The following is an 18854-nucleotide window of genomic DNA, read 5'->3' as shown; positions in this document are numbered from 1 at the left end:
ACTGGAGAATAAGTCATTATTTTTTTGAATAGCAGGACATCAAACACGGGTGCAGGTCAGAATATCGTTATTTTTTCATCGGAAGATCGATGTAACCGCGATCAATGCAGTGTTCGAGTTCCTTGGCGACGGCCAGCATTTCCTGAAAGCTTTCTCTCAGATGCTTGAGTCTTGCCAGTTCTTCCACCGTCGGGTGTTCTTCTGCGCGATCATCGCAAAGGTGAAAGGCAAATTTCAGATAATCCGCCCGAAGCCGTGCAACGGTGATCATCAGCGGCACAGCATTTTCAACCGACATATCCGGAATGGCCGGGCTGATGATTTCGTGATTGATCTCACGCAGGACATGCTCCATGCCCATCATGAAACGGCTTTTGCTGCGCGTCGGATCCTCTGTCATAACTGATACTCCTGCACCATAGGGATCTGAATAATTACACCAGTATCCATCCGGAAAGTAAAAACTCCTATAACAACTTACCACTCATGGTCGCATTTGCGACCACTGCCCGGCCGACTTTCCATGATCTCACCTTGCAGGTAAGCGCAAGGCGGGCTAGAGGTTAAGACAACAATTGTTCACATATGGGAATGCGAAGATGGAAGCGCGTGTAAAGTGGCTTGAAAACCTGACCTTCACCGGAATGAGTGGCACCGGACATGGTGTCGTCATGGATGGCGACAGGGATAACGGATTTGGCCCGAGCCCGATGGAGATGCTTCTGCTTGGTATCGGTGGCTGTTCGTCGATTGACGTTGTTCATATCCTCAAAAAGGGCCGTGAAAACGTGCTTGATGTCGAAACCGACGTTAAGGCCGAACGCGCAGAAACCGACCCGAAGGTCTTCACCAAAATTCACCTGCACTTCAAGGTAAAGGGTGAAAACCTTAATGAAACAAAGGTCGGTCGCGCTGTCGAACTTTCGGCAGAAAAATACTGCTCGGCATCCATCATGCTGTCAAAGGCCGCAGAGGTCACGCACAGCTGGGAACTCGTGGAATAATCCGGTTACTCATAGCGGCGATATTGATGAAAAAGCGATCTGTGAACAGATCGCTTTTTTGTTTCTCGCACCATGTGACTTCCCGCGTTAACATCTTCTGACAACAATAGAAGAACCACGTCCAATCCCGGGAACCGAACGGAGCAATCATCATGGGTACGTCCCGCATATTTCAGACTGGTTTGGCATCCCTTGCCCTGCTGGGATTTTTGACGACAGGTGCCTGCGCAAAGTCAGCCGACCCGCTTTCGCCATCCGGTGCCGCGATTGCTCCGCCCGCCGAAGGATTGCCGTTTGAAGATTATGTCCGCTCCACACGCCAGCAACTCCGCGACGTCCTTGCCACGACACGATTTGCGCATGAAGAAAAACCGTTTGGCATTCATACCCTTGATCAGGTTGTCGATATGCGTGCGCCTTTCGCTCTTGGACCGGTGAGCAACACCTGCACTGCCAACGAAGAAACCGACCCTGCGCAGGGAAATGGTGTTGGCTTTTTGATGGTACATGGCCTGACCGACAGCCCTTATTGGTTAAGTGACATCCGTGATGATCTGCGCCAACGCTTTCCCTGTGCGACGTTTCACGGTGTTCTTCTTCCGGGGCATGGCACCGTGCCGGGGGACTTGCTTGATGTCGAATATGAAGACTGGCTCGAAACCGTTCGTTTCGGCATGAACAGCTTTGGGGACGAGATTGATCACATCATCCCGATGGGCTTTTCGACCGGGGCCGCCCTGATCGGGCGGGTCTATAGCGAACAACAGACCAAGAGCGATTTGATCAAAGCACTGGTTATGCTGTCGCCCGGTCTTGCCGCCAAAAGCGAACAGGCCTGGCTTACCCCCTATGTCCGATATGTCAAACACTGGGTCGGTGAGGGCGAGAATAACGATCCCGGCAAATATGGTTCGATGGCCATGAACGCGGCAGCGGAGTTTTATTTGCTGACCAAGCCCTTTGGCCAAGAAAAGCTGGCCGATTTCGATGTGCCGGTTTTCGGCGTTGTCAGTTCCGATGATCAGACCATCAACCCCGACCTGATGCGCGATTTCTTCTGCAACAAAGTCACCAGCCCGCAAAAACACCTGATCTGGTATCAGGGCAAAATCGACCCACCGACTAACAGCGCAACCTGTGAAGGCATTGAAATTGTCCGCTCGGAAGACGATGAAATGCGCACACTCAACCATGCCCACACCGCAATTACCATGAGCCCCAAGGATCCCATCTATGGCCTTGATGGTGTGGTCCCCGATTGCGGGCATTATGATGACGAACCTACCCGCTCAAACTGCCAGTCCGGCACCGATGTCCTGTATGGCGAGCGCAATCTTTTTGACGACGCGCCCCCCGGCACTATGCGTCGTGGCACATTTAATCCCGATTTCCCCGGTATGATGGATAAAATGGCTGCCTTCATCGCAAAGGCAATCACCGCGCAGGATTAGGAACTGAAGCCGCCCCATGACTTTTGCGACCGATATTTTCCAAACACCGGACGGGATAAATCTGCGCTTTGGTGTTCAGACGCCCGAAAACGCGCGTCAACATGTCCTGATCCTGCAGGGGCGCGGGGAATATATTGAACGCTATCAGGAAACGGCAGACGACCTTGCCGAACGTGGTTTTGGCTGTGTGACCTTTGATTTTCGCGGCCACGGTGGGTCATCGCGCGAAACGAATGATCCGGTCCTGGGGTATGTCCATGATGTTGCGCAATATATCGCCGATACACGCCATGTTATTGACCATGTCAAAAACGTCCACGGCATTTCCTGCCCGCTTCTGATAACGCACTCGACCGGCGGGTTGGTTGCGATGGCGATGATGCTCGATCAACCGGATCTGTGGGAAAGCGTGGTGATGGTCGCGCCGTTTTTTGGACTGGGCGGGCCTGACTGGTTGTCATTGGCGGCGCAATTTGTCGCCGACAGCATGTGTCGTTACGGATTTGACAAACAGTACCTGCCCGGCCAACGCAAACTAAGCCCGCTTGCCGGGTTCGAGGCCGAAAACATCCTGACTTCCGATCCGGTCCGCCATGCGCGAAATGTTGCCATCTTGCAAAACAGTCCGAACCTTGTGGTTGGTGGCGTTTCTGCCGGCTGGCTTGATGCCTGTTTCAAGGCGCAAGCATCGCTGACCGCCCGTATCGAACAGATGAAGGCCGGCACGTGGTCCCTGCCCCCCATCACCATTGTTCTGGCCGGGAACGATCAGGTTGTTTCCAACCAGACGACGGAAGATCTGTTTGGCAACGTCCCATCGATCACCATCGCGGAGATCCCAGAAGCCCGCCACGAAATTCTTCAAGAACGTGACATCTATCGAAACAGGTTCTGGCAAATTTTTGATGCGCACATCGAGCGCACGCAAAAAAAGTGAATCTGGGACCATGCCCCTTGCCTAGAGCTTTGCCAGAAGTTTCGCCTTGGTCGCATCATCAACAAAGGCAGCTTCGATGGCGGTGCGAGTCAAACCACTGAGCTCTTCGGGGCTAAAACCAAACACCTCCTCGGCACGCTGATATTCGGCTGCAAGCGAGGTAAAGAAAAATGGTGGATCGTCCGAGCCAAGGGTCACCTTGACCCCCGCGTCGTAGAATTTGCGCAGCGGATGGGATGTGTAATCCGGGAAAACCGAAAGCGCGATATTAGATCCCGGACAAACTTCAAGAACGATATCACGCTTAACCAGTGTTTCGACCAGTTTGGGGTCTTCGATTGATCGCACCCCATGGCCGATCCGTGTCACAGGAAGTTTTTCAATCGCATCCCAGACACTTTGCGGTCCTTCGACCTCGCCGGCATGGGTGGTGCAGCCAAGACCGTCATCGCGGGCGATCTTGAACGCCGGATAAAAATCTTCCTGTGTGAACAGGCTTTCATTGCCGCCCATCCCAAAACCGACAATGTACGGGTGACGACAATCAACCGTTTCACGCGCGACCTTGACCGCAACATCCGGCCCAACGTGGCGCACACAAGTCATGATAATCCGCCCGATGATCCCGGTTTCCTTTTCGGCACGGTCAATACCATCAACAACTGCCTCAAGATGCGCGTCAAACGACAATCCGCAACTGGCCGCATGGGTCGGCGAACAGAAAATCTCGACATAAAGCGTGCCGACCTTTGCCTGCTCGACCAGATACGAACAGGTCAGATCGGAATAATCCTGCTTGGTGCGGATGGCAGCACTCGCCTTGTCAAAACTGTTTAGGAACTCGGGAAAATCACGCCAGATATAGCGATCCTGCGCATCATAGATATCATCCGGCAATGTCAGACCATTGCGCTTGGCAAAGCTGCGGACAAGCGAAGGTGTCATCGCCCCTTCAAGATGCAGGTGCAGTTCTGCCTTTGGAATGGTCGTGTTCATCGCGGTGCTCCGGGTTTGTCGGCATCATCTTATAACCGATACCTTCTAACCCAAACCAACCCGCTTGGTCACGCAGCAACCGCACGACGCGATGATTTGCGCGCAGCACTCCATTTCTGAACGTACGGATCATCGGCCAAGGATGCCAACGGCCCGATAAACGGCTCAAACCGTTGCCATTTTTCAACGGAGTCCTGATTGATCGGGCGACGAACCTGTATCATGCTGGCCGTCGCGGCAACTTTGCCGGCACGATAAAATTCAAGACATCCCGGATGCCAATCCAGTCCGCAATGGGCCAGATAATCCTGTGCAACAACTTCCGGATCAGAAACCAGGTCTTCGTACGAAAGATCATACAACTGGCCATTTTGATCTGCTTCAAAACTGGCATTCATCAGACCGACATAGCCGCGGTAGTAATCGGCCAATTCCCCCAGATCGTCGGAGTATCGCATCGGTATCGAGAACGGCGTTGTGTAGATCGAAAGACAGGTCGCAAGTGGATGACGATGGGTGTGAATGATTGGCGCATCAGGAAAAACGCGCCGGATCATCTCAACACGCAGGAAATTGGCCGGTGTCTTGTTGGTGACAAACCGCTTTTCGGGCGCATAGGCCTTGAGTGCCGCAAGATACTGGTGGCGAATTTTCTTGGCTGCCTTGGCATCGATGCGCGCCAATTGGTCAGAAATCTGGCCACGTCCGACCACATCAATCACCGCCTTGGCAAAGTCGCCGATTTCGCCGGCGGCATGCACATCGGGATGGGCACCAAGAATACGCTCGGTCAGGGTTGTTCCGGATCGCGGCATCCCGACTATGAAGATCGGGCGCGGGCCATCTTCGTTTTCTGAGCTGACATCGTCCAAAACCGGGGCCGATCCCGCCATATCACGCAAACGCGCAAGTTCCGTGAGCTCGCGCGGCATATCAAACGGCCGCTCCGACCGGTTTGCACTATGCCCCATCCGATAGAAATCAAAGGCCTCTTTCATGTTGCCTTTCATTTCCTCGATGTTTGCCCGCGCAAAGGCCGCCTTGTAACGCTCACCTTTTGCGACATCCGCCTTATCAAGCATTGCATCAAGAACACCGCTGGCACTTTCTGGCATGGATTGCGGGCGCATAAAGGAGATGATCAGGTATGGCTGGGCACCAAAAGATGGGTTCCTACGCAGAATTCCCAGACTTGCAGTAACTGCGTTTTCCACTTCGCCAGCTATTGCATATGATGACGCCAGCAACATTCGTGTTGCAAGACCATCCGGGTTGCGCTCAACAACGCCTTCCAGAATGCCAAATGCCTTTGTGTACTTTTCTTGATACAGATAGACGCGCCCAAGCAGCATCTGGGCTTCGTCGAATGCCTGGCTCTTGCCGGGAATCGAATTGAGAACATCGATCGCTTCGCCCAGCCCCGGCGCAAAACACAGTCCGGGACTTTTGCTGAGTTCTCTTTGGAAGATGACGTCAGCAAGCATATAGCTGAGCCCGTCCTTGTGCGTCGCAGCACGCAACCGCTTTTTGATCGAAGATTCAAATGAAGAGTAGTCATTTGACTGATATGCATATTGCAGGAAGTTCTGAGCGACTGGTCCAAAAAAGCGGTCAGTCAACGGAAGCGAATTAAACAGCTTTTTCAGCCTTCTACCTGCATTTGTAACAGAGCCTGACTGCAGCTCGCTCACCGCAGTCATGATCTGGATATCGGTTCTATTGGAATGAAAACACAACAATCGCGCGCCAATCATGGCTGCGCGATCAAACTGCCCGGCCGACATTGCCTGCTTCATTTCAAGCGCAATGTCTTTTTGTGACTGCGTCATTCGTCTGTCCCTGGATGCGTAATTGTTGTTCTACGCCCCCTCCCCAAGCACATAACGACTATAGGTCAGTTAAATACCACTGCACAGCACAATCAGGTCCTTTCTGACCGATGTTCACGTAATTGTGACCGAAATGCCACACACTACGATTGGCATTATTAAACAGAACTTCGTTGCCGACGTTTTCGTGAATTGAAATTCGCTGACGCCAGAACAGCGCCGCCAACGATCAAGATGCAGCCGGCGATAATGGCTGGCGTTGCAATCGCCTTGCCGAACGCAATCAGCAAGCAGGTGCTGAGCAATGGCGCGCCATAGGCCAGAACACCGAGGATCTGAATATCACCGTGTTTGGTGCCATGGTCCCAGACGAAGAAAGCAGCCCCGACCGGGCCCAGTCCGAGCCCGAGAATAGCAAGCCATTGTCTTGCGCCCGGTGTTACCCAGTCTTCGACCATGCTGTGCGTAACAAGGCCAAGAATGGCGGCACCAGCGCAAAACCCGCAGACAGCCCCCACTGGAACATTGCGATAGCGCCGGTTCACGACAGAATAACCCGACCACAGCAATGAACAGATAATTGCCGCCCCATATCCCAGCGCGAATGCCGGATCAAAGGTCAGGGCTTGTCCCTTACCCACCAGAAGAAAGGCCCCTGACAACCCCAGAACGGCACCCCCGATATGCTGCCACTTCAGGCGTTCACCGGGCAAAAGTGCGGAAAACAAGACAATCAGCAGCGGCCACAAATAAGCAATCAGGCTGGCTTCGACCGCGGGCGCGTTTGCCAGCGCCACAAAATAGAAAAAGTGATAGCCAAACAGCCCCGCGACACCAAGCACCCAGGCACCAAGTGGCTGACGCAAGGCCCGAACCACATCACCCCCGCGGAGCGTGATCCAGAGCGCACTGAAAATGCTGGCGATACCAAAGCACAAACTGACCAGTTGAAACGGCGGGATGTCGGCCACTTCGGTCGTGAACAGGGCAAGCAGAGCCCAAAGAATTACGGCAACCGAACCGATCAGCGTTGCCTTCCGTTTTTCATCCATCGCACCCATCCCGGTTTGCTGATTTTACAAACCGGAAGATGCGCCTGTTTGACGATCCGGTCTTTGCCCAAACTCCGGAAGTTTGCGCAAAGTACTTGTTGGGGAGTATGCGCCCTAAAAGGTCGCCGGATCGCGGCGGACGGATCTGGGCGCGCAGCCAAACCGGCGGGAAAAAGCACGCGAAAAGGCGCTTTGATCGGCAAACCCGACCGCATTTGCCAGATCGGACATCGAAAGGCGAATTTCAGGATCACTCAAAAGCGCCATGGCCATTTGCAGGCGTTGCTCGGTCAACCAGCGCATCGGGCTTGTCCCGACATGTTTTTGGAAGGCACTAAACAGGCTGCTCTCCGATTGGGCGGCAATGGTCGCCAAATCAGTAATCGTAATGTCTTCGCCCAAGCGGGCCTCCGCCCATGCCATGGTACGGAGGAGCCGTGATGGCAGCGCCGCCATGCCAAAGGTATTCCCGCCACGGCTCTGACGGCTACGCAGTAAAAGCGTCTTCAGGCAATCAAGCATATCTGTCTGGCAATCTTGATCGCGTAACGGCGCGATCGCCTGCAACAGCGCGACCAGTCCCCTCTGATGCCCCAGCCCCACTTCAAGATACGTCGCAGCACTGCCATGGCGATGCCAAAGCGCTTCAAGACCAGTGCGACGGGCCAGATCGGCATCGACATCAAGCACAAGGAAGCGGTTTAGCCCCTCCGCACGATAGGCATGGGTTTTACCCGCTTCGACAAAGGCCAGTTGGCGACCACACACCTCACCCCCGCGCCCTTCGACCTCCATCTCAAGCTTGCCGAGCTCGGAGATGATGATCTGGTGGAAATCGCCGTGGCTATGGCTTTGTGCTTCGGGGCGGTATTGCCGCATGCTGTACTGCATCGGATCCTCGGTCTCGCAGAATGACGGGCAAAGTTTATCAGTGCTTTTCGCAATGATAAATCCCTTCGCGCAGCGTCTTGATTGATCGCCTGCCGTAAACATCGCCGTACAGGATAAAGTGCCGTACAAATGTGTTGGTCGACGCAGGATTTATTGTCACTGCGCACCCTATGTTACAGTATGTTAATCAGAAGAATTGCCGATCAGGAAAAGCCACCGGCACGAAAAAGGACCAGACGGGGAGATTGAGGTGACCTATTGTGAAAAATGTGATGCGGTTCCTGAAATCGCACCTGCAAACGGGACACTCTTTCTCTGGCCGCCAGTTGCCCATACCACCGGCAAAATCCTGGCCGGTGCGAAATCAATCGGCATAGAGGTCGAAAAAACGCCGTCTGTCGCAACACTATCCATCCATTACACCCGTCCGGGTCTGCGGGCGCTGATTGATGCCATATCGGACAGTCTCCTTCCCGAAGAACTGTCGGACACCAAGGCATTGATCATGCCAGGCGCTCAGCGCCCCGAAATCGATGACATCGCCCAGATCACAAGCCTTGGCGCGATCCGGGCGGCAATCGGGGCAGAATGGCTGGGCGATCTGTTGCGCGACAACCGGTTAAATTCGGTATTCCAGCCGATTTTTGATATCAATGACCTTGGCAAACCCTATGCCCATGAATGCCTTGTCCGCGGCGAAAGCGCGACCGGCGATGTGATCAATCCGGGCCAGCTTTTTGATGCGGCCCAGTCCGCGACCTTGCTGTTTCAGCTTGATCGCGCAGCACGTGCCGCCAATGTCCGCAATGCGCACAAGGCAGGTGTGAAAGGCAATCTGTTTATCAACTTCACGCCTAGCTCGATCTATGATCCGGATTCTTGCCTGCGTTCGACCATCGAAGTCGTCGAGGAATGCAATCTTGATCGCAGCAATGTTGTGTTCGAGGTTATTGAAACCGAAAAGGTCCGTAGCACGGCACATCTGAGCGCCATCCTTCAGTCCTATCGTGATTCGGGTTTCCGGGTTGCACTCGATGATGTCGGATCCGGCTATTCGACGCTGAACATGCTGCCGGAACTGCGCCCCGATATCATCAAGATCGACCGCGAACTGGTCGATCACGTCGATCATGACAAGTTCAAACAGGCAATTGTCAGCAAGCTGATCGCGCTGGCCAAGCAGCTTGATATCGAAGTCATCGCCGAAGGCATAGAACGCCAGGAAGAGCTGGATTTCCTGCGTGATCATGATGTTGACTATGTGCAGGGCTTCCTTCTTGGCCGCCCTGCCCCAGCACCCTTTACCGCCAAGGCAGGCTAACCACGCCCAAATGGCCTAAACCCGGGCCATATCAGCCAGTTCACGGCCGACCATCCGCTTGTAACTTGCCACGATCTCGCGGCCCTCTGTACGCGGGATAGCGATGGCAAGCCGCATGGTGGCTTCGCCGGAATACATGATCAGCAAACACCGTGCGGCGATTGTTTTGAAATCACCATCATTGCCGCGCACGCGCAGGATTGTCTTGGCGAGAAGGTCCGCATTGGCACGGCTGACCTCCATTTCCATATCGCGCAGTGTCTTATCAGCCTGGGTCCCGGTCCAGATATCGCAAATCACCGGTTCGGCCAAGAACAGCTCGTAATAGGTGTCAATCAACCGGTCAAAGGCTGCGAGCAAGGCATCAGGCGAGTTCGCTTCTGCCAGTGCCTCTTCGATGCAATGCAGGGATTCGGCGTTATAGCGATCGGCAAGCGCATGAATGATCGACGCCTTATCGGGGAAATACTGATAGAGCGAACCGATGGAAATCCCCGCCTTTTCCGCGACCTCCCCCATCTTGATGGCATCACTGCCTTGGGCTGAAATCAGCTCGCAGGCGACTTTCAGGATGGTATCGACCCGTTCGCGGCTTCTTTTTTGGGTCGGTGCGCGACGCATTTTTTTCACGTTATCAGACAACGCGTTAGATCCTTTATCCTCGAAATATCCCGGCATCGTGGCCCGGGTTTCACAGGCTTGTGATGGGCCAAAGCTCTTGACGATCAAAATATGAGGATTTATCACATTTGGCAAATGTGAGGATTCCTCACATTTCGGAAAACCCATTCAGGAGCCAATTTAATGCCAACCAATCCCCGCTTTCTTGTTCTGGGCGCGACGGCCAAAACCGGCCGACGCGTTGCCGAAAAGCTCATTGCCCTTGGTCATGATGTGCGTGCCGTTTCACGCAGCACGACACCCGCCTTTGACTGGACCGATCCGACAACCTGGGATGATGTCCTGCGTGATCGCGACGCAGTCTATGTCACGTTCCAGCCCGATCTTGCCGTTCCAGGATCTGATGACATCATCGCAAGCTTTGCCAAGCGCGCGCTGATGCATGGCGCAAAACGCATTGTGATGTTATCTGGCCGCGGTGAAGAAGCCGCCCATCGTGCCGAAGACGCCCTGCGTCATTCCGGGGCGGATGCGACGGTGCTGCGTGCCAACTGGTTCTTCCAGAATTTCAACGAAGACCTGTTCCTGCCCTATATCCAGCAAGGCACCCTGGCCCTGCCCGCGGGTGACACACCCGAACCGTTTGTTGATGCCAATGACATTGCCGAATGCGCGGTTGCCTGCCTGCTTGATAACAGTCATATTGGTAAGACCTATGAGCTTTCCGGGCCGAGTGCCGTCACCTTTGCCGATGTCACCAAAATGATTTCCAGTGTCACCAACCACCCGGTCAATTTCGTGGCCATCACCGTTGATGAACTGGATGCCGAACTTGAAGCAGACGGCATGCCCGACGAAGTCCGTGGCCTGATCCGATATCTGTTTTCCGAAGTCCTTGATGGCCGCAACAGCCAGCCGACCAGCTATGTATATGAAATTCTTGGCCGCCAGCCCAACAGCCTGCGCAACTTCGTCGAAGAAGCCGCCAAAACTGGCATCTGGGACGTCGCCAAACGCGCCTGATACAACGCAAACGGCGCGCAGCAATCATGCAGCGCGCCGTTTGGTTCATCTTATGCCAGCTTGCCGGACGGCTACATCTGCCGCCAAGCAAAGATCAGGAAAACAGCGTTTTGTTTTCTTCGATGATCTGAGGAAGACGTTCCATGGTGCCGGAAAGGTGCTTGCGCATTTCCAAGCTTGCCAACGCGCCATCACCGGACTGGACGGCATCTATAATCGCCTTGTGGCCTTCAAGCACCGAAACCATTTTGCCGGCCCGTGGCAGATCAAGGGTTCGCACACGCGCCAAATGACCACTGCGTGCGGTGATCTGCAAATGCAGGTTTGACTGATTGACCCCGTTAAACAAGGCGGCGTGGAAGGTTTCATCAAGTTGCTTGAACAGGTCGATCTGTTCGATATCGCCAACCAGTGCCTCCTGCATTTTGACAATGCCCTTGGCCTTGACGACAGCGGGGGAATCCTTGGCCTCGGCCAATTGGCGGACGACCTCGCACTCCGCAGCAACCCTAAGAAAATGTTCCTCGCGGATGCGGGCAACGTCGATCTTGGTCACCACGGTACGCGATTGCGGATAGGACACCACAAGACCATCCTGTTCGAGGCGCAAAATGGCCTCTCGCACGGGGGATTGGCTGACATTGAAGCTTTCAGCCAATTCCGCCCGGACAAGCGTGGTTTCCGGAAGCAGGGACAGAGAAACAATCTGGTTACGGACTTCTTCATAGACCAGCGCAGATGCCGGAACATGCATGCTGGTTTTCACCGATCCGTCATGCATCGAAATCAGTCCGCCCGTTGATGTGTTCATGTTTTTGTGTCTCCCTGGCATTTGCCTACATGCCCCTGTTGGACTGAAATTGTCATTACATCAATGTATTGGGCAACAGCAATGTCAAAGCGGGTATCGCTGCCAGCAGAACGAAGAACAGCGCCATGGCAACAAAGAACGGAATGGATGCACGTGTGTATTCCCCGGTCTTAACACCCAAAATGCCGCAGACCGTAAACATGATCACGCCGACTGGCGGCGTCAAACCGCCAAAGTTGATCAGGGTGACAATCAGAATGCCCATATGCACCGGATCATAACCGGCACTGACCAGAACCGGCATGACGATCGGGGTGACCAGAAGGATATTGGCCGCACCTTCAAGGAACATGCCACTGACCACCAGCACCCCGACAACAAGGATCAGGATCGCGGTCCTGTTTTCGGTCAGAGTAGTGACAAATTCAGTGATCTGTTGCGGGGCCCGTTCAATTGTCATGGCATAGCCAAGCACCGCTGCCATGATGATCAGCAACATCACCATGCCAAGATCAGAGATCGAGCCAAAGATGGCTTCCTTGAGCCGGGCAAAGTTCAGCTCACGATAGACAAACAACCCGACGGCGAGCGCATAGAACACCAGAAACGCCCCGGCCTCTGTCGCGGTAAAGATACCAAAGCGGAACCCGACGATCAGGATAACCGGAAAGGCCAGTGCCCAGATGCTTTCAAAGAAGCTGGCAGTCAGTTCCTTGGCCTTGGGAAGTTCCGGCAGATCCGGCGTGTAGCCGTTTTTGCGCGCAACAAGCCAGGATGTGATCATCAAAACGATGGTCAGGAAAATGCCCGGCAAAACGCCGGCCAAGAACAGCCGCCCAATGGAAACTTCATTCACAAAACCAAACAGGATCAAACCGATGCTGGGCGGGATGGTTGCGGTGATGATCGAGCCAAAGGCCAGAACCGCCGCCGTATTGGCCTTGGAATAGCCTTTCTTGATCATGCTGGGGCCCAGCAGGCGGGCCTCCATCGAGGCGTCAGCCACGGCTGATCCCGAAATACCACCCATCATGAAACTCAGCACAATTGAAACCTGTGCCAGACCGCCTGCCATCCAGCCGGTCAGAAGACTTGCAAACTTAACAAGGCGATGGGTGATCCCCGTCACGTTCATAAGATTGCCGGCCAGAATAAAGAACGGCACGGCCAGAAGCGGGAAGCTTTGTGTCGCGGTGACCATTTTCTGGATCACGACCGTCGGTGGCATAGCACCCGTCATGACAAAGACCGGAATGGACGCAAGGCCAAGCGCAAAGGCAACCGGCATCCCGCAGACGAGGAAGACTGTAAATAAACCTGCAATCAACAACAGCATCAGTTGATCTCCCTGTTGCGAATGCGTCGAATAAGTTGGGCAACCATGGTTCGGATCATCAACAGAATGCCGACAACCATCGAAGCATGAATATAAGAAGCATTAATCTGCGCGGCCCCGACCAAGCGCGGATGCATCAAAATCATGTTTGTCCACGCATAGTTCAGAAGGAACGCAAGAAATCCGATAATCACCAGAATATTGATGATTTCCACCCATGCGCTTGCCCGTTTGGACAGGATTTCACGCAATATCTGAAGACCGAAATGCCGGTCTTCCTGCATGGCAATGTCGGCAGCCAACATGCAAAGCCAGGCAAAGATCAGTTGCGCCATCTCGACTGACCAGATGATCGGCGATCCCATGGCGCGCGCCACAGAGGCCACCGCCACAAGAATGACCACAGCGACAAGCAATATGCCGCCACAGGCAAACTCAATCCGCTTGAGCATCAATTCAATTTCCATTGTGAAGTTGAAGTGCGTTGCCCGATATAAAAGCAACGCACTTTCGCTAGGCTACCAGAAGGTTTGTGGTCTTAGCGACCAAGAACCTTGTTAACAACAGCGGCTTCTGCTTCGAGTTCGAGCATCTGGTAAACCGGTTTGACGGCTTCCTTGAACGGTGCCAGATCAACTTCGCTGACCTCAACGCCACTTGCAGCAACGTCTTCAAGCGCCTTTTCACCGAGCTCGATGGTCAAGGCCGAGGCATAGCGACCATTTTCCACGGCCAGATCACGAACGATTTTCTGGTTTTCCGGTGAAATCTCGTCCCAGGCTTCGGCACCGACAACCAGGGCGGTCACAAGCTGGATATGGCCGGTTTTGGTGACGTTTTTGATTACTTCATAAAGCTTTGCATTCCAGATCGCGGTCGGCTGTGCTTCGGCAGCGTCAATCGTGCCAAGCTGAAGGGCGCTGTATACTTCGCCCCAGGCAATCGGGGTCGGTTCTGCACCCATCGCACGGATGGTTTCAATCCAGACCGGTGCACCGATGGTGCGCATACGAACACCCGAAAGATCGGCCGGGCTTGAAATCGGCTTCTGCGTCAGGGCATGGCGCGCGCCCTGATACCAGTTCGAGGCAATCATCACGAGGCCTGATTTTTCACGCAGTTCTTCACCCCAGGAAATGTATTCATCCGACAGGGCAAATTTGTCAGCCTGCTCATAGGTATCAAACAGGAACGGCACCGACATGATCGCAAGCGACGGCACAAAACTCGACAAACGGGCGACATCGGTCACGGTACCGACAGCGGCACCCGCACGGGCCTGATCGATCATTTCAGTGGTATCACCAAGCTGCGAGTTGTGGAAAATCTCGATCTCCACATCGCCGTTGGTTGCCTTTTCCACGTCCGTTTTGAACTTTTCAAGTCCCTGTCCCATCGGATCATTCGGGGCCAGAACGGTCCCGATCCGAAGGGTTGTTGCCGCGTTTGCCGGCATGACAGCGGCCAGTGCGCCTGCGACGACTGCACACAGTCCGAGTGATTTCATAGTGAGTTTCATTAGAGACATCCTCCCGATGGATTGGCTTTTACCAAAATTGATATTTTAGTTGCTTTGAAATTCTAGGTATCTCGCCTCTATCTTGTCAACGAATTTCTCAAGCCTGTAAATTTGTTTATTTTCAATAACTTGAATAAAAATCACCCCTCGCCACCGGGCAACTTGTCAGTGACCGGGCAATGATCGCCGCAGACAAACGCGCCTGAAAGCACACCAATCAGACGCCCTGCTCAGCGGGCGCGTTAAGAGAATCGCGACAGCAAAAAGCCGCCTGATCAGATGGTTGGATCAGGCGGCCAATCGAAAGACGGGAGATGTTATTGGGAAATGCTGCGATATTTCGCAGGTGTCAGCCCGGTAAAGCGGCTAAACCGCGTGGTCAGATGGGCCTGACTGGAAAAGCCGGTCTCAAGCGCAATTTCGGCAACCGGGGCATTGCCATCACGCAACATATGCATTGCGCGTTCGATCCGGCGGCGCAGAACGAATTGATGTGGCGCTTCACCGACGGTTTTGCGGAACATGCGGGCAAAGTGATAGGCCGACAAATCAGCAACCTCTGCCAGTTCTTCGATGGTTAGCGGCTGATCAAGGTTGGCATCGACAAAATCGAATACCCGACGCTTGATGGCAGGTGACAATCCACCACGAACCTTGAAACCAAGATCACGGCGCGTCGAATAGCTGCGCAGCATATGGCCCATTAAAAGCTGCCCGGCATTGGACATCGCCATCCGGTCGGCCGGAACATCCCAATCAAGTGGCAGCATCGACTGGCGCACGGTCTGTTCAATCAGCGGATCCAGGAAAAAGGTCTTTTCCGGGACTTCGACCGCATTGGGTTCGATGTCAAAGGCCTCGACCACGGCGCGTTCCCACGAAGCATGCGGGATATAGACGTGAAACAGCTCCACCTCGCCATGCACCAGCCAATCCGAGGTCAGATAGGCCGGCATCAAACAGCACCGGCCGGGCCCACCGCCACTCATCGGGTCGACGCCGATCTTGCGCTGAATACCCGTACCGCCATTCACATAGAGGCTGATGGTATGATGATCCGGATCGGTATAGCGGGTCAGGACATCGGCATTGCGCCGCCAATGGGCCGCCGAGATGCTTTCGCCGAAATCACCCGCGCGCAACAGGTTTGCATCCCCAATCAACTGATTGAAGACTTCAAACTTCTGATAACGCCCGTTGGGCTGAAAGGCTGATGCTGTCTCTGCCATTTTCTGTTCCTGACATTAAGTCCACATCATCGCATTGTGTTGTGGATTTGCAAAGCAATGCGCATGCAACCCTGACCTGTTTTGCGCAAGAATGTGAAAAGGCCGCCTGTCCGCGTAACGGTCAAGCCCCGAAATACCGCAACCAAATCTGCGCCCGGTCCGCATCCCGCGCTTCGTAGGCGGAAAGCACCTGATCCAGATCATCAAATTCCGGCATTTCCACCCGCCCTGCAAGCGCTGTCAGCCGCATGGTGTACCATGCCGTAATGCCACCAGCCGGCGCATGGTCAAAACGGGGAAAGACCGGATCATGGCGATCACCCCGTTGCCAGAGATCTGGCAGGGCGGGCTCGATAACCAACGCGCGCGCCAAACCGACGATATCAATGACGCCGCTATTCAGCGCTTCCTCTGCCTGTGCGCGGGTCTTGAAGCCACCGGTCAACATCAGGGGCTTGGTGGTAACCTTGCGGGCCCGCTTGGCAAAATTCATGAAATAGGGCCCACCGCCAGCACCGTCAGAGGCCGCCTTTGCACCCGGAAAATAAGTACCACCACTGATATCAATCAGATCGATTTTGGTTTGATCAAGCGCGGTAACGACGGCCAGTGCATCATCTTCGCTTAGGCCGCCTTCCAACTGATCGGTGGCATTCAGTTTGACCGCCACGACGAAACCGGGCCCGACTTCTGTGCGCACGGCACCAATGGTTTCAAGAAGCAACCGCATGCGATTGGCAATCGATCCGCCATAGTCGTCGCAACGCTTGTTAAACAGCGGTGAGAGAAACTGACTAAGCAAGAAGCCATGGGCCGCGTGAATTTGCACCCCGCCAAACCCGGCATGCTCAGCAAGTTTGGCAGTTCTTGCAAATTGGGCCGGGATTTGATGGATTTCGTCATCGGTCAGTGCCGCACATTTCAACCCCGGAAGATCAAGCGCACTCGGCCCCTTTGGCGTGCTGGTCGGGGCAAAGGCAAGTGCCCCGGCATGCCCCAGTTGTAGCCAAAGGTTACTGCCCTTTGCCGCCCCCTGCCGGGCAAGCGCACGGAACCGATCAAGGTTGGCATTATCATCGAGCACAAGGTTACCGGGCTTCTGGGCATATCCCGGTTGCGCCTGTACTTCACCGATGATCGAAACACCCACCCCACCCTCGGCCCAGCGGCGGTAAAGCCAATTCTGGGCTTTGGTCGGGTGGCCGGTGCCATCCCCAAGCGAGTCCGACATTGCCGATTTCGCAATCCGGTTCTTGAGGACGACACCACTTGGCAGCTCCAACGGTCTGAACAACGGATTTTCCAAGATCAGTGATCCTTGCGCGACGGGGATGGCCAATTCAAAACCAGTCCCGAGAGGACATCCCCCGGTTCTGTGATGTACGTGCCATGTGTCCGGCGGCTTTCATGCAGTTCAGCTGCACTCAAATGAGATTTGTCGGCTGCGGCTGGTACAGCACGCGAAGATTTGGCGGCGATGGCCTTCTGGATCGCGCGTTCATTTTGCCAGGCTTCGATGGCGGCACGCAGATGACCGACAAGGCCCAGCGGAGCATGTTCGAAAGATGTGATCGCTTTCATGATGAGAATCTCCAATCTGTGTTTATCCAAGATTGAGGATTCCTCATTGATTAATCAAACGAGAAGATCTAATCTCATCTATTAGAAAATCTCACAGCATAAGTTTCGCGCTATTGTTGCGAAACGCTCCCATCGCGTTCCTTTTGCCAAGAGGCCGATCATGAATTCCCCGACAAGCGTTGTTCACAATCTTGATCTCGATCTTGCCCGAACGTTTGTCGCGATCTGCGAGACTGGCAATTTTTCACGCGCCGCCGAAAAGGTTCATCGCAGTGCGTCGGCAATCAGCCTTCAGGTCAAAAAGCTTGAAACCATGGTCGGACGGGAATTGTTCAAACGCGAAACTCGCAAGGTCACCATGACCGAGGATGGCGAGGTTTTGCTGGGTTATGCGCGGCGTTTGCTTAAACTCAATGACGAGGCGATGTCGCATTTCCATGCCCCGGAATTTGCCGGCACCGTGCGGCTGGGTGTCCCCAATGACACCGGTATCGTTGCCATTCCCGAAATCCTCAAACGGTTTGCGCAAACCCACCCGCATGTTGATATCGACGTCAATCTTGGCCCGACACGCACCCTGCGTCAGGCCATCCATAAAGGTGATTTGGATATCGCGGTCTTCAGTTTTGATGCGGAGCTTGATCGCCAGCCGCCGATCCATGCCGAACCGCTGGTCTGGCTGGGCGCGCGTCATGGCAGTGCGATTGACAAACGCCCCTTGCCGGTATCGATGGCCGAGCCTGGTTGTTACTGGCGGACCATGGCGCTTAAGGCGCTTGATGATGCCGGGGTAAATTACCGCATCGCCTATACCAGCGAGTTTTGCCAGGCACAGATTGCCGCCGTGCGCGCCGATCTGGCGATTGCGCCGCTTCCGATCAGTGTCATTTCAGATGATCTTGTCCATCTTGGTCCGTCGCACGGCCTGCCGGAAATCGGTGAATATCGCATGACCCTTGCCAAGCGTGACGGCCATGGCGCGGTAGAGGAGGCATTGGCCGAACATGTCATTGCCGGGTTCCGCAAGATTTCCGAACGCGGCATGCGGGTGTTTGCCTGATCACCGGCCATCAAAGCCCCCACTGTTGTGCCCCGTATACGGCGCTCATCGCCCGCCGTGACATCACGAAACTCGCCCAATCACAGGTGTGAACTCAGCCACACCTGCGTCCGCCCGTTTGGTCGCGAAACCTACCGCCAACCGCCCCATATGCAAGAGCGATTTTGTAACTTAAAGTTAAGAAACTGGAAAC

At 54.4% G+C, this 18854-nt stretch carries 19 protein-coding genes; 6 read left to right on the top strand and 13 right to left on the bottom strand.

All coding sequences use genetic code 11. The features are described 5' to 3' along the window. Positions 1–67: 67 nt before the first annotated feature. Positions 68–400 carry a hypothetical protein gene (locus FHI25_RS16630; RefSeq protein WP_210519660.1) on the bottom strand — a complete coding sequence of 111 codons (333 nt, stop codon included), beginning with the start codon at positions 398–400 and terminating at the stop codon, positions 68–70. Positions 401–599: 199 nt separating this feature from the next. Here FHI25_RS16630 and FHI25_RS16625 point away from each other — a divergent pair, with 199 nt between their 5' ends. The 3 genes from FHI25_RS16625 (at position 600) to FHI25_RS16615 (ending at position 3392) form a co-directional block, all read left to right on the top strand. Then, positions 600–1004, top strand: a complete 405-nt coding sequence (locus FHI25_RS16625) for an OsmC family protein (RefSeq protein WP_063088127.1) — start codon at positions 600–602, stop codon at positions 1002–1004. Positions 1005–1156: 152 nt separating this feature from the next. Beyond that, the gene (locus FHI25_RS16620) at positions 1157–2455 is read left to right on the top strand and encodes a hypothetical protein (RefSeq protein ID WP_210519657.1); all 1299 of its coding nucleotides are present in this window, start codon (positions 1157–1159) and stop codon (positions 2453–2455) included. Between the two features lie 16 nt (positions 2456–2471). Continuing rightward, the gene (locus FHI25_RS16615) at positions 2472–3392 is read left to right on the top strand and encodes an alpha/beta hydrolase (protein ID WP_210519655.1); all 921 of its coding nucleotides are present in this window, start codon (positions 2472–2474) and stop codon (positions 3390–3392) included. 21 nt (positions 3393–3413) lie between these two features. Here the strand turns inward: FHI25_RS16615 and FHI25_RS16610 are convergent, their stop codons facing one another. The 4 genes from FHI25_RS16610 to FHI25_RS16595 all read right to left on the bottom strand — a co-directional run bounded on the left by FHI25_RS16610 (position 3414) and on the right by FHI25_RS16595 (position 8160). Beyond that, positions 3414–4388: an adenosine deaminase gene (locus tag FHI25_RS16610; protein ID WP_210519653.1), complete on the bottom strand. Its 975-nt coding sequence runs from the start codon at positions 4386–4388 to the stop codon at positions 3414–3416. Positions 4389–4456: 68 nt separating this feature from the next. Then, positions 4457–6217 carry a sulfotransferase gene (locus FHI25_RS16605; protein ID WP_210519651.1) on the bottom strand — a complete coding sequence of 587 codons (1761 nt, stop codon included), beginning with the start codon at positions 6215–6217 and terminating at the stop codon, positions 4457–4459. Positions 6218–6375: 158 nt separating this feature from the next. Beyond that, on the bottom strand, positions 6376–7269 hold the full coding sequence (locus tag FHI25_RS16600; protein WP_210519650.1) for an EamA family transporter: 894 nt from the start codon (positions 7267–7269) through the stop codon (positions 6376–6378). 114 nt (positions 7270–7383) lie between these two features. Further along, on the bottom strand, positions 7384–8160 hold the full coding sequence (locus FHI25_RS16595) for an AraC family transcriptional regulator (protein ID WP_246879157.1): 777 nt from the start codon (positions 8158–8160) through the stop codon (positions 7384–7386). Between the two features lie 250 nt (positions 8161–8410). Between FHI25_RS16595 and FHI25_RS16590 the strand changes: the two genes are divergently transcribed. Continuing rightward, on the top strand, positions 8411–9481 hold the full coding sequence (locus FHI25_RS16590) for an EAL domain-containing protein (protein WP_210519646.1): 1071 nt from the start codon (positions 8411–8413) through the stop codon (positions 9479–9481). Between the two features lie 15 nt (positions 9482–9496). On the opposite strand, the gene FHI25_RS16585 is transcribed toward FHI25_RS16590, so the two are convergent. Beyond that, complete coding sequence (locus tag FHI25_RS16585) at positions 9497–10123, bottom strand: TetR/AcrR family transcriptional regulator (protein WP_210519644.1); 627 nt, start codon at positions 10121–10123, stop codon at positions 9497–9499. Between the two features lie 162 nt (positions 10124–10285). Here FHI25_RS16585 and FHI25_RS16580 point away from each other — a divergent pair, with 162 nt between their 5' ends. After that, a complete protein-coding gene (locus FHI25_RS16580; RefSeq protein ID WP_210519642.1) occupies positions 10286–11125 on the top strand; it encodes an NAD(P)H-binding protein in 840 nt (279 codons plus the stop codon). Positions 11126–11219: 94 nt separating this feature from the next. Here FHI25_RS16580 and FHI25_RS16575 read toward each other — a convergent pair whose 3' ends face one another. The 7 genes from FHI25_RS16575 to FHI25_RS16545 all read right to left on the bottom strand — a co-directional run bounded on the left by FHI25_RS16575 (position 11220) and on the right by FHI25_RS16545 (position 17601). Beyond that, positions 11220–11936, bottom strand: coding sequence for a GntR family transcriptional regulator (locus tag FHI25_RS16575; protein WP_008890675.1), 717 nt, complete (start codon positions 11934–11936; stop codon positions 11220–11222). Between the two features lie 55 nt (positions 11937–11991). Further along, the gene (locus tag FHI25_RS16570; RefSeq protein ID WP_008890674.1) at positions 11992–13272 is read right to left on the bottom strand and encodes a TRAP transporter large permease; all 1281 of its coding nucleotides are present in this window, start codon (positions 13270–13272) and stop codon (positions 11992–11994) included. Then, a complete protein-coding gene (locus FHI25_RS16565; RefSeq protein WP_120226337.1) occupies positions 13272–13724 on the bottom strand; it encodes a TRAP transporter small permease in 453 nt (150 codons plus the stop codon). Before FHI25_RS16565 ends, FHI25_RS16570 begins: the two co-directional genes overlap by 1 nt. 86 nt (positions 13725–13810) lie before the next feature. Beyond that, on the bottom strand, positions 13811–14791 hold the full coding sequence (locus FHI25_RS16560) for a C4-dicarboxylate TRAP transporter substrate-binding protein (protein ID WP_210519640.1): 981 nt from the start codon (positions 14789–14791) through the stop codon (positions 13811–13813). A 317-nt stretch (positions 14792–15108) separates the two neighbouring features. Next, positions 15109–16020, bottom strand: coding sequence for an AraC family transcriptional regulator (locus FHI25_RS16555; protein WP_210519638.1), 912 nt, complete (start codon positions 16018–16020; stop codon positions 15109–15111). Between the two features lie 121 nt (positions 16021–16141). Further along, complete coding sequence (locus FHI25_RS16550) at positions 16142–17326, bottom strand: NADH:flavin oxidoreductase/NADH oxidase family protein (RefSeq protein ID WP_210519636.1); 1185 nt, start codon at positions 17324–17326, stop codon at positions 16142–16144. A gap of 2 nt (positions 17327–17328) precedes the next feature. Continuing rightward, complete coding sequence (locus tag FHI25_RS16545) at positions 17329–17601, bottom strand: hypothetical protein (protein ID WP_210519634.1); 273 nt, start codon at positions 17599–17601, stop codon at positions 17329–17331. A gap of 160 nt (positions 17602–17761) precedes the next feature. On the opposite strand from FHI25_RS16545, the gene FHI25_RS16540 reads away from it, so the two are divergent. After that, complete coding sequence (locus FHI25_RS16540; protein WP_063088155.1) at positions 17762–18661, top strand: LysR substrate-binding domain-containing protein; 900 nt, start codon at positions 17762–17764, stop codon at positions 18659–18661. Positions 18662–18854: the final 193 nt, after the last annotated feature.

Source organism: Thalassospira sp. ER-Se-21-Dark, assembly GCF_017922435.1.
Taxonomy (GTDB): domain Bacteria; phylum Pseudomonadota; class Alphaproteobacteria; order Rhodospirillales; family Thalassospiraceae; genus Thalassospira.
Note: the sequence above shows the minus strand (reverse complement) of the source record. Positions and strands in the feature narration are given on the sequence as shown.

Bases quoted from the DNA above. Each gene is read 5' to 3' on its own strand.
- FHI25_RS16630 (WP_210519660.1), bottom strand. From the start codon at position 400: ATGACAGAGGATCCGACGCGCAGCAAAAGCCGTTTCATGATGGGCATG.
- FHI25_RS16625 (WP_063088127.1), top strand. From the start codon at position 600: ATGGAAGCGCGTGTAAAGTGGCTTGAAAACCTGACCTTCACCGGAATG.
- FHI25_RS16620 (WP_210519657.1), top strand. From the start codon at position 1,157: ATGGGTACGTCCCGCATATTTCAGACTGGTTTGGCATCCCTTGCCCTG.
- FHI25_RS16615 (WP_210519655.1), top strand. From the start codon at position 2,472: ATGACTTTTGCGACCGATATTTTCCAAACACCGGACGGGATAAATCTG.
- FHI25_RS16610 (WP_210519653.1), bottom strand. From the start codon at position 4,388: ATGAACACGACCATTCCAAAGGCAGAACTGCACCTGCATCTTGAAGGG.
- FHI25_RS16605 (WP_210519651.1), bottom strand. From the start codon at position 6,217: ATGACGCAGTCACAAAAAGACATTGCGCTTGAAATGAAGCAGGCAATG.
- FHI25_RS16600 (WP_210519650.1), bottom strand. From the start codon at position 7,269: ATGGATGAAAAACGGAAGGCAACGCTGATCGGTTCGGTTGCCGTAATT.
- FHI25_RS16595 (WP_246879157.1), bottom strand. From the start codon at position 8,160: ATGCAGTACAGCATGCGGCAATACCGCCCCGAAGCACAAAGCCATAGC.
- FHI25_RS16580 (WP_210519642.1), top strand. From the start codon at position 10,286: ATGCCAACCAATCCCCGCTTTCTTGTTCTGGGCGCGACGGCCAAAACC.
- FHI25_RS16575 (WP_008890675.1), bottom strand. From the start codon at position 11,936: ATGAACACATCAACGGGCGGACTGATTTCGATGCATGACGGATCGGTG.
- FHI25_RS16570 (WP_008890674.1), bottom strand. From the start codon at position 13,272: ATGCTGTTGTTGATTGCAGGTTTATTTACAGTCTTCCTCGTCTGCGGG.
- FHI25_RS16565 (WP_120226337.1), bottom strand. From the start codon at position 13,724: ATGCTCAAGCGGATTGAGTTTGCCTGTGGCGGCATATTGCTTGTCGCT.
- FHI25_RS16560 (WP_210519640.1), bottom strand. From the start codon at position 14,791: ATGAAACTCACTATGAAATCACTCGGACTGTGTGCAGTCGTCGCAGGC.
- FHI25_RS16555 (WP_210519638.1), bottom strand. From the start codon at position 16,020: ATGGCAGAGACAGCATCAGCCTTTCAGCCCAACGGGCGTTATCAGAAG.
- FHI25_RS16545 (WP_210519634.1), bottom strand. From the start codon at position 17,601: ATGAAAGCGATCACATCTTTCGAACATGCTCCGCTGGGCCTTGTCGGT.
- FHI25_RS16540 (WP_063088155.1), top strand. From the start codon at position 17,762: ATGAATTCCCCGACAAGCGTTGTTCACAATCTTGATCTCGATCTTGCC.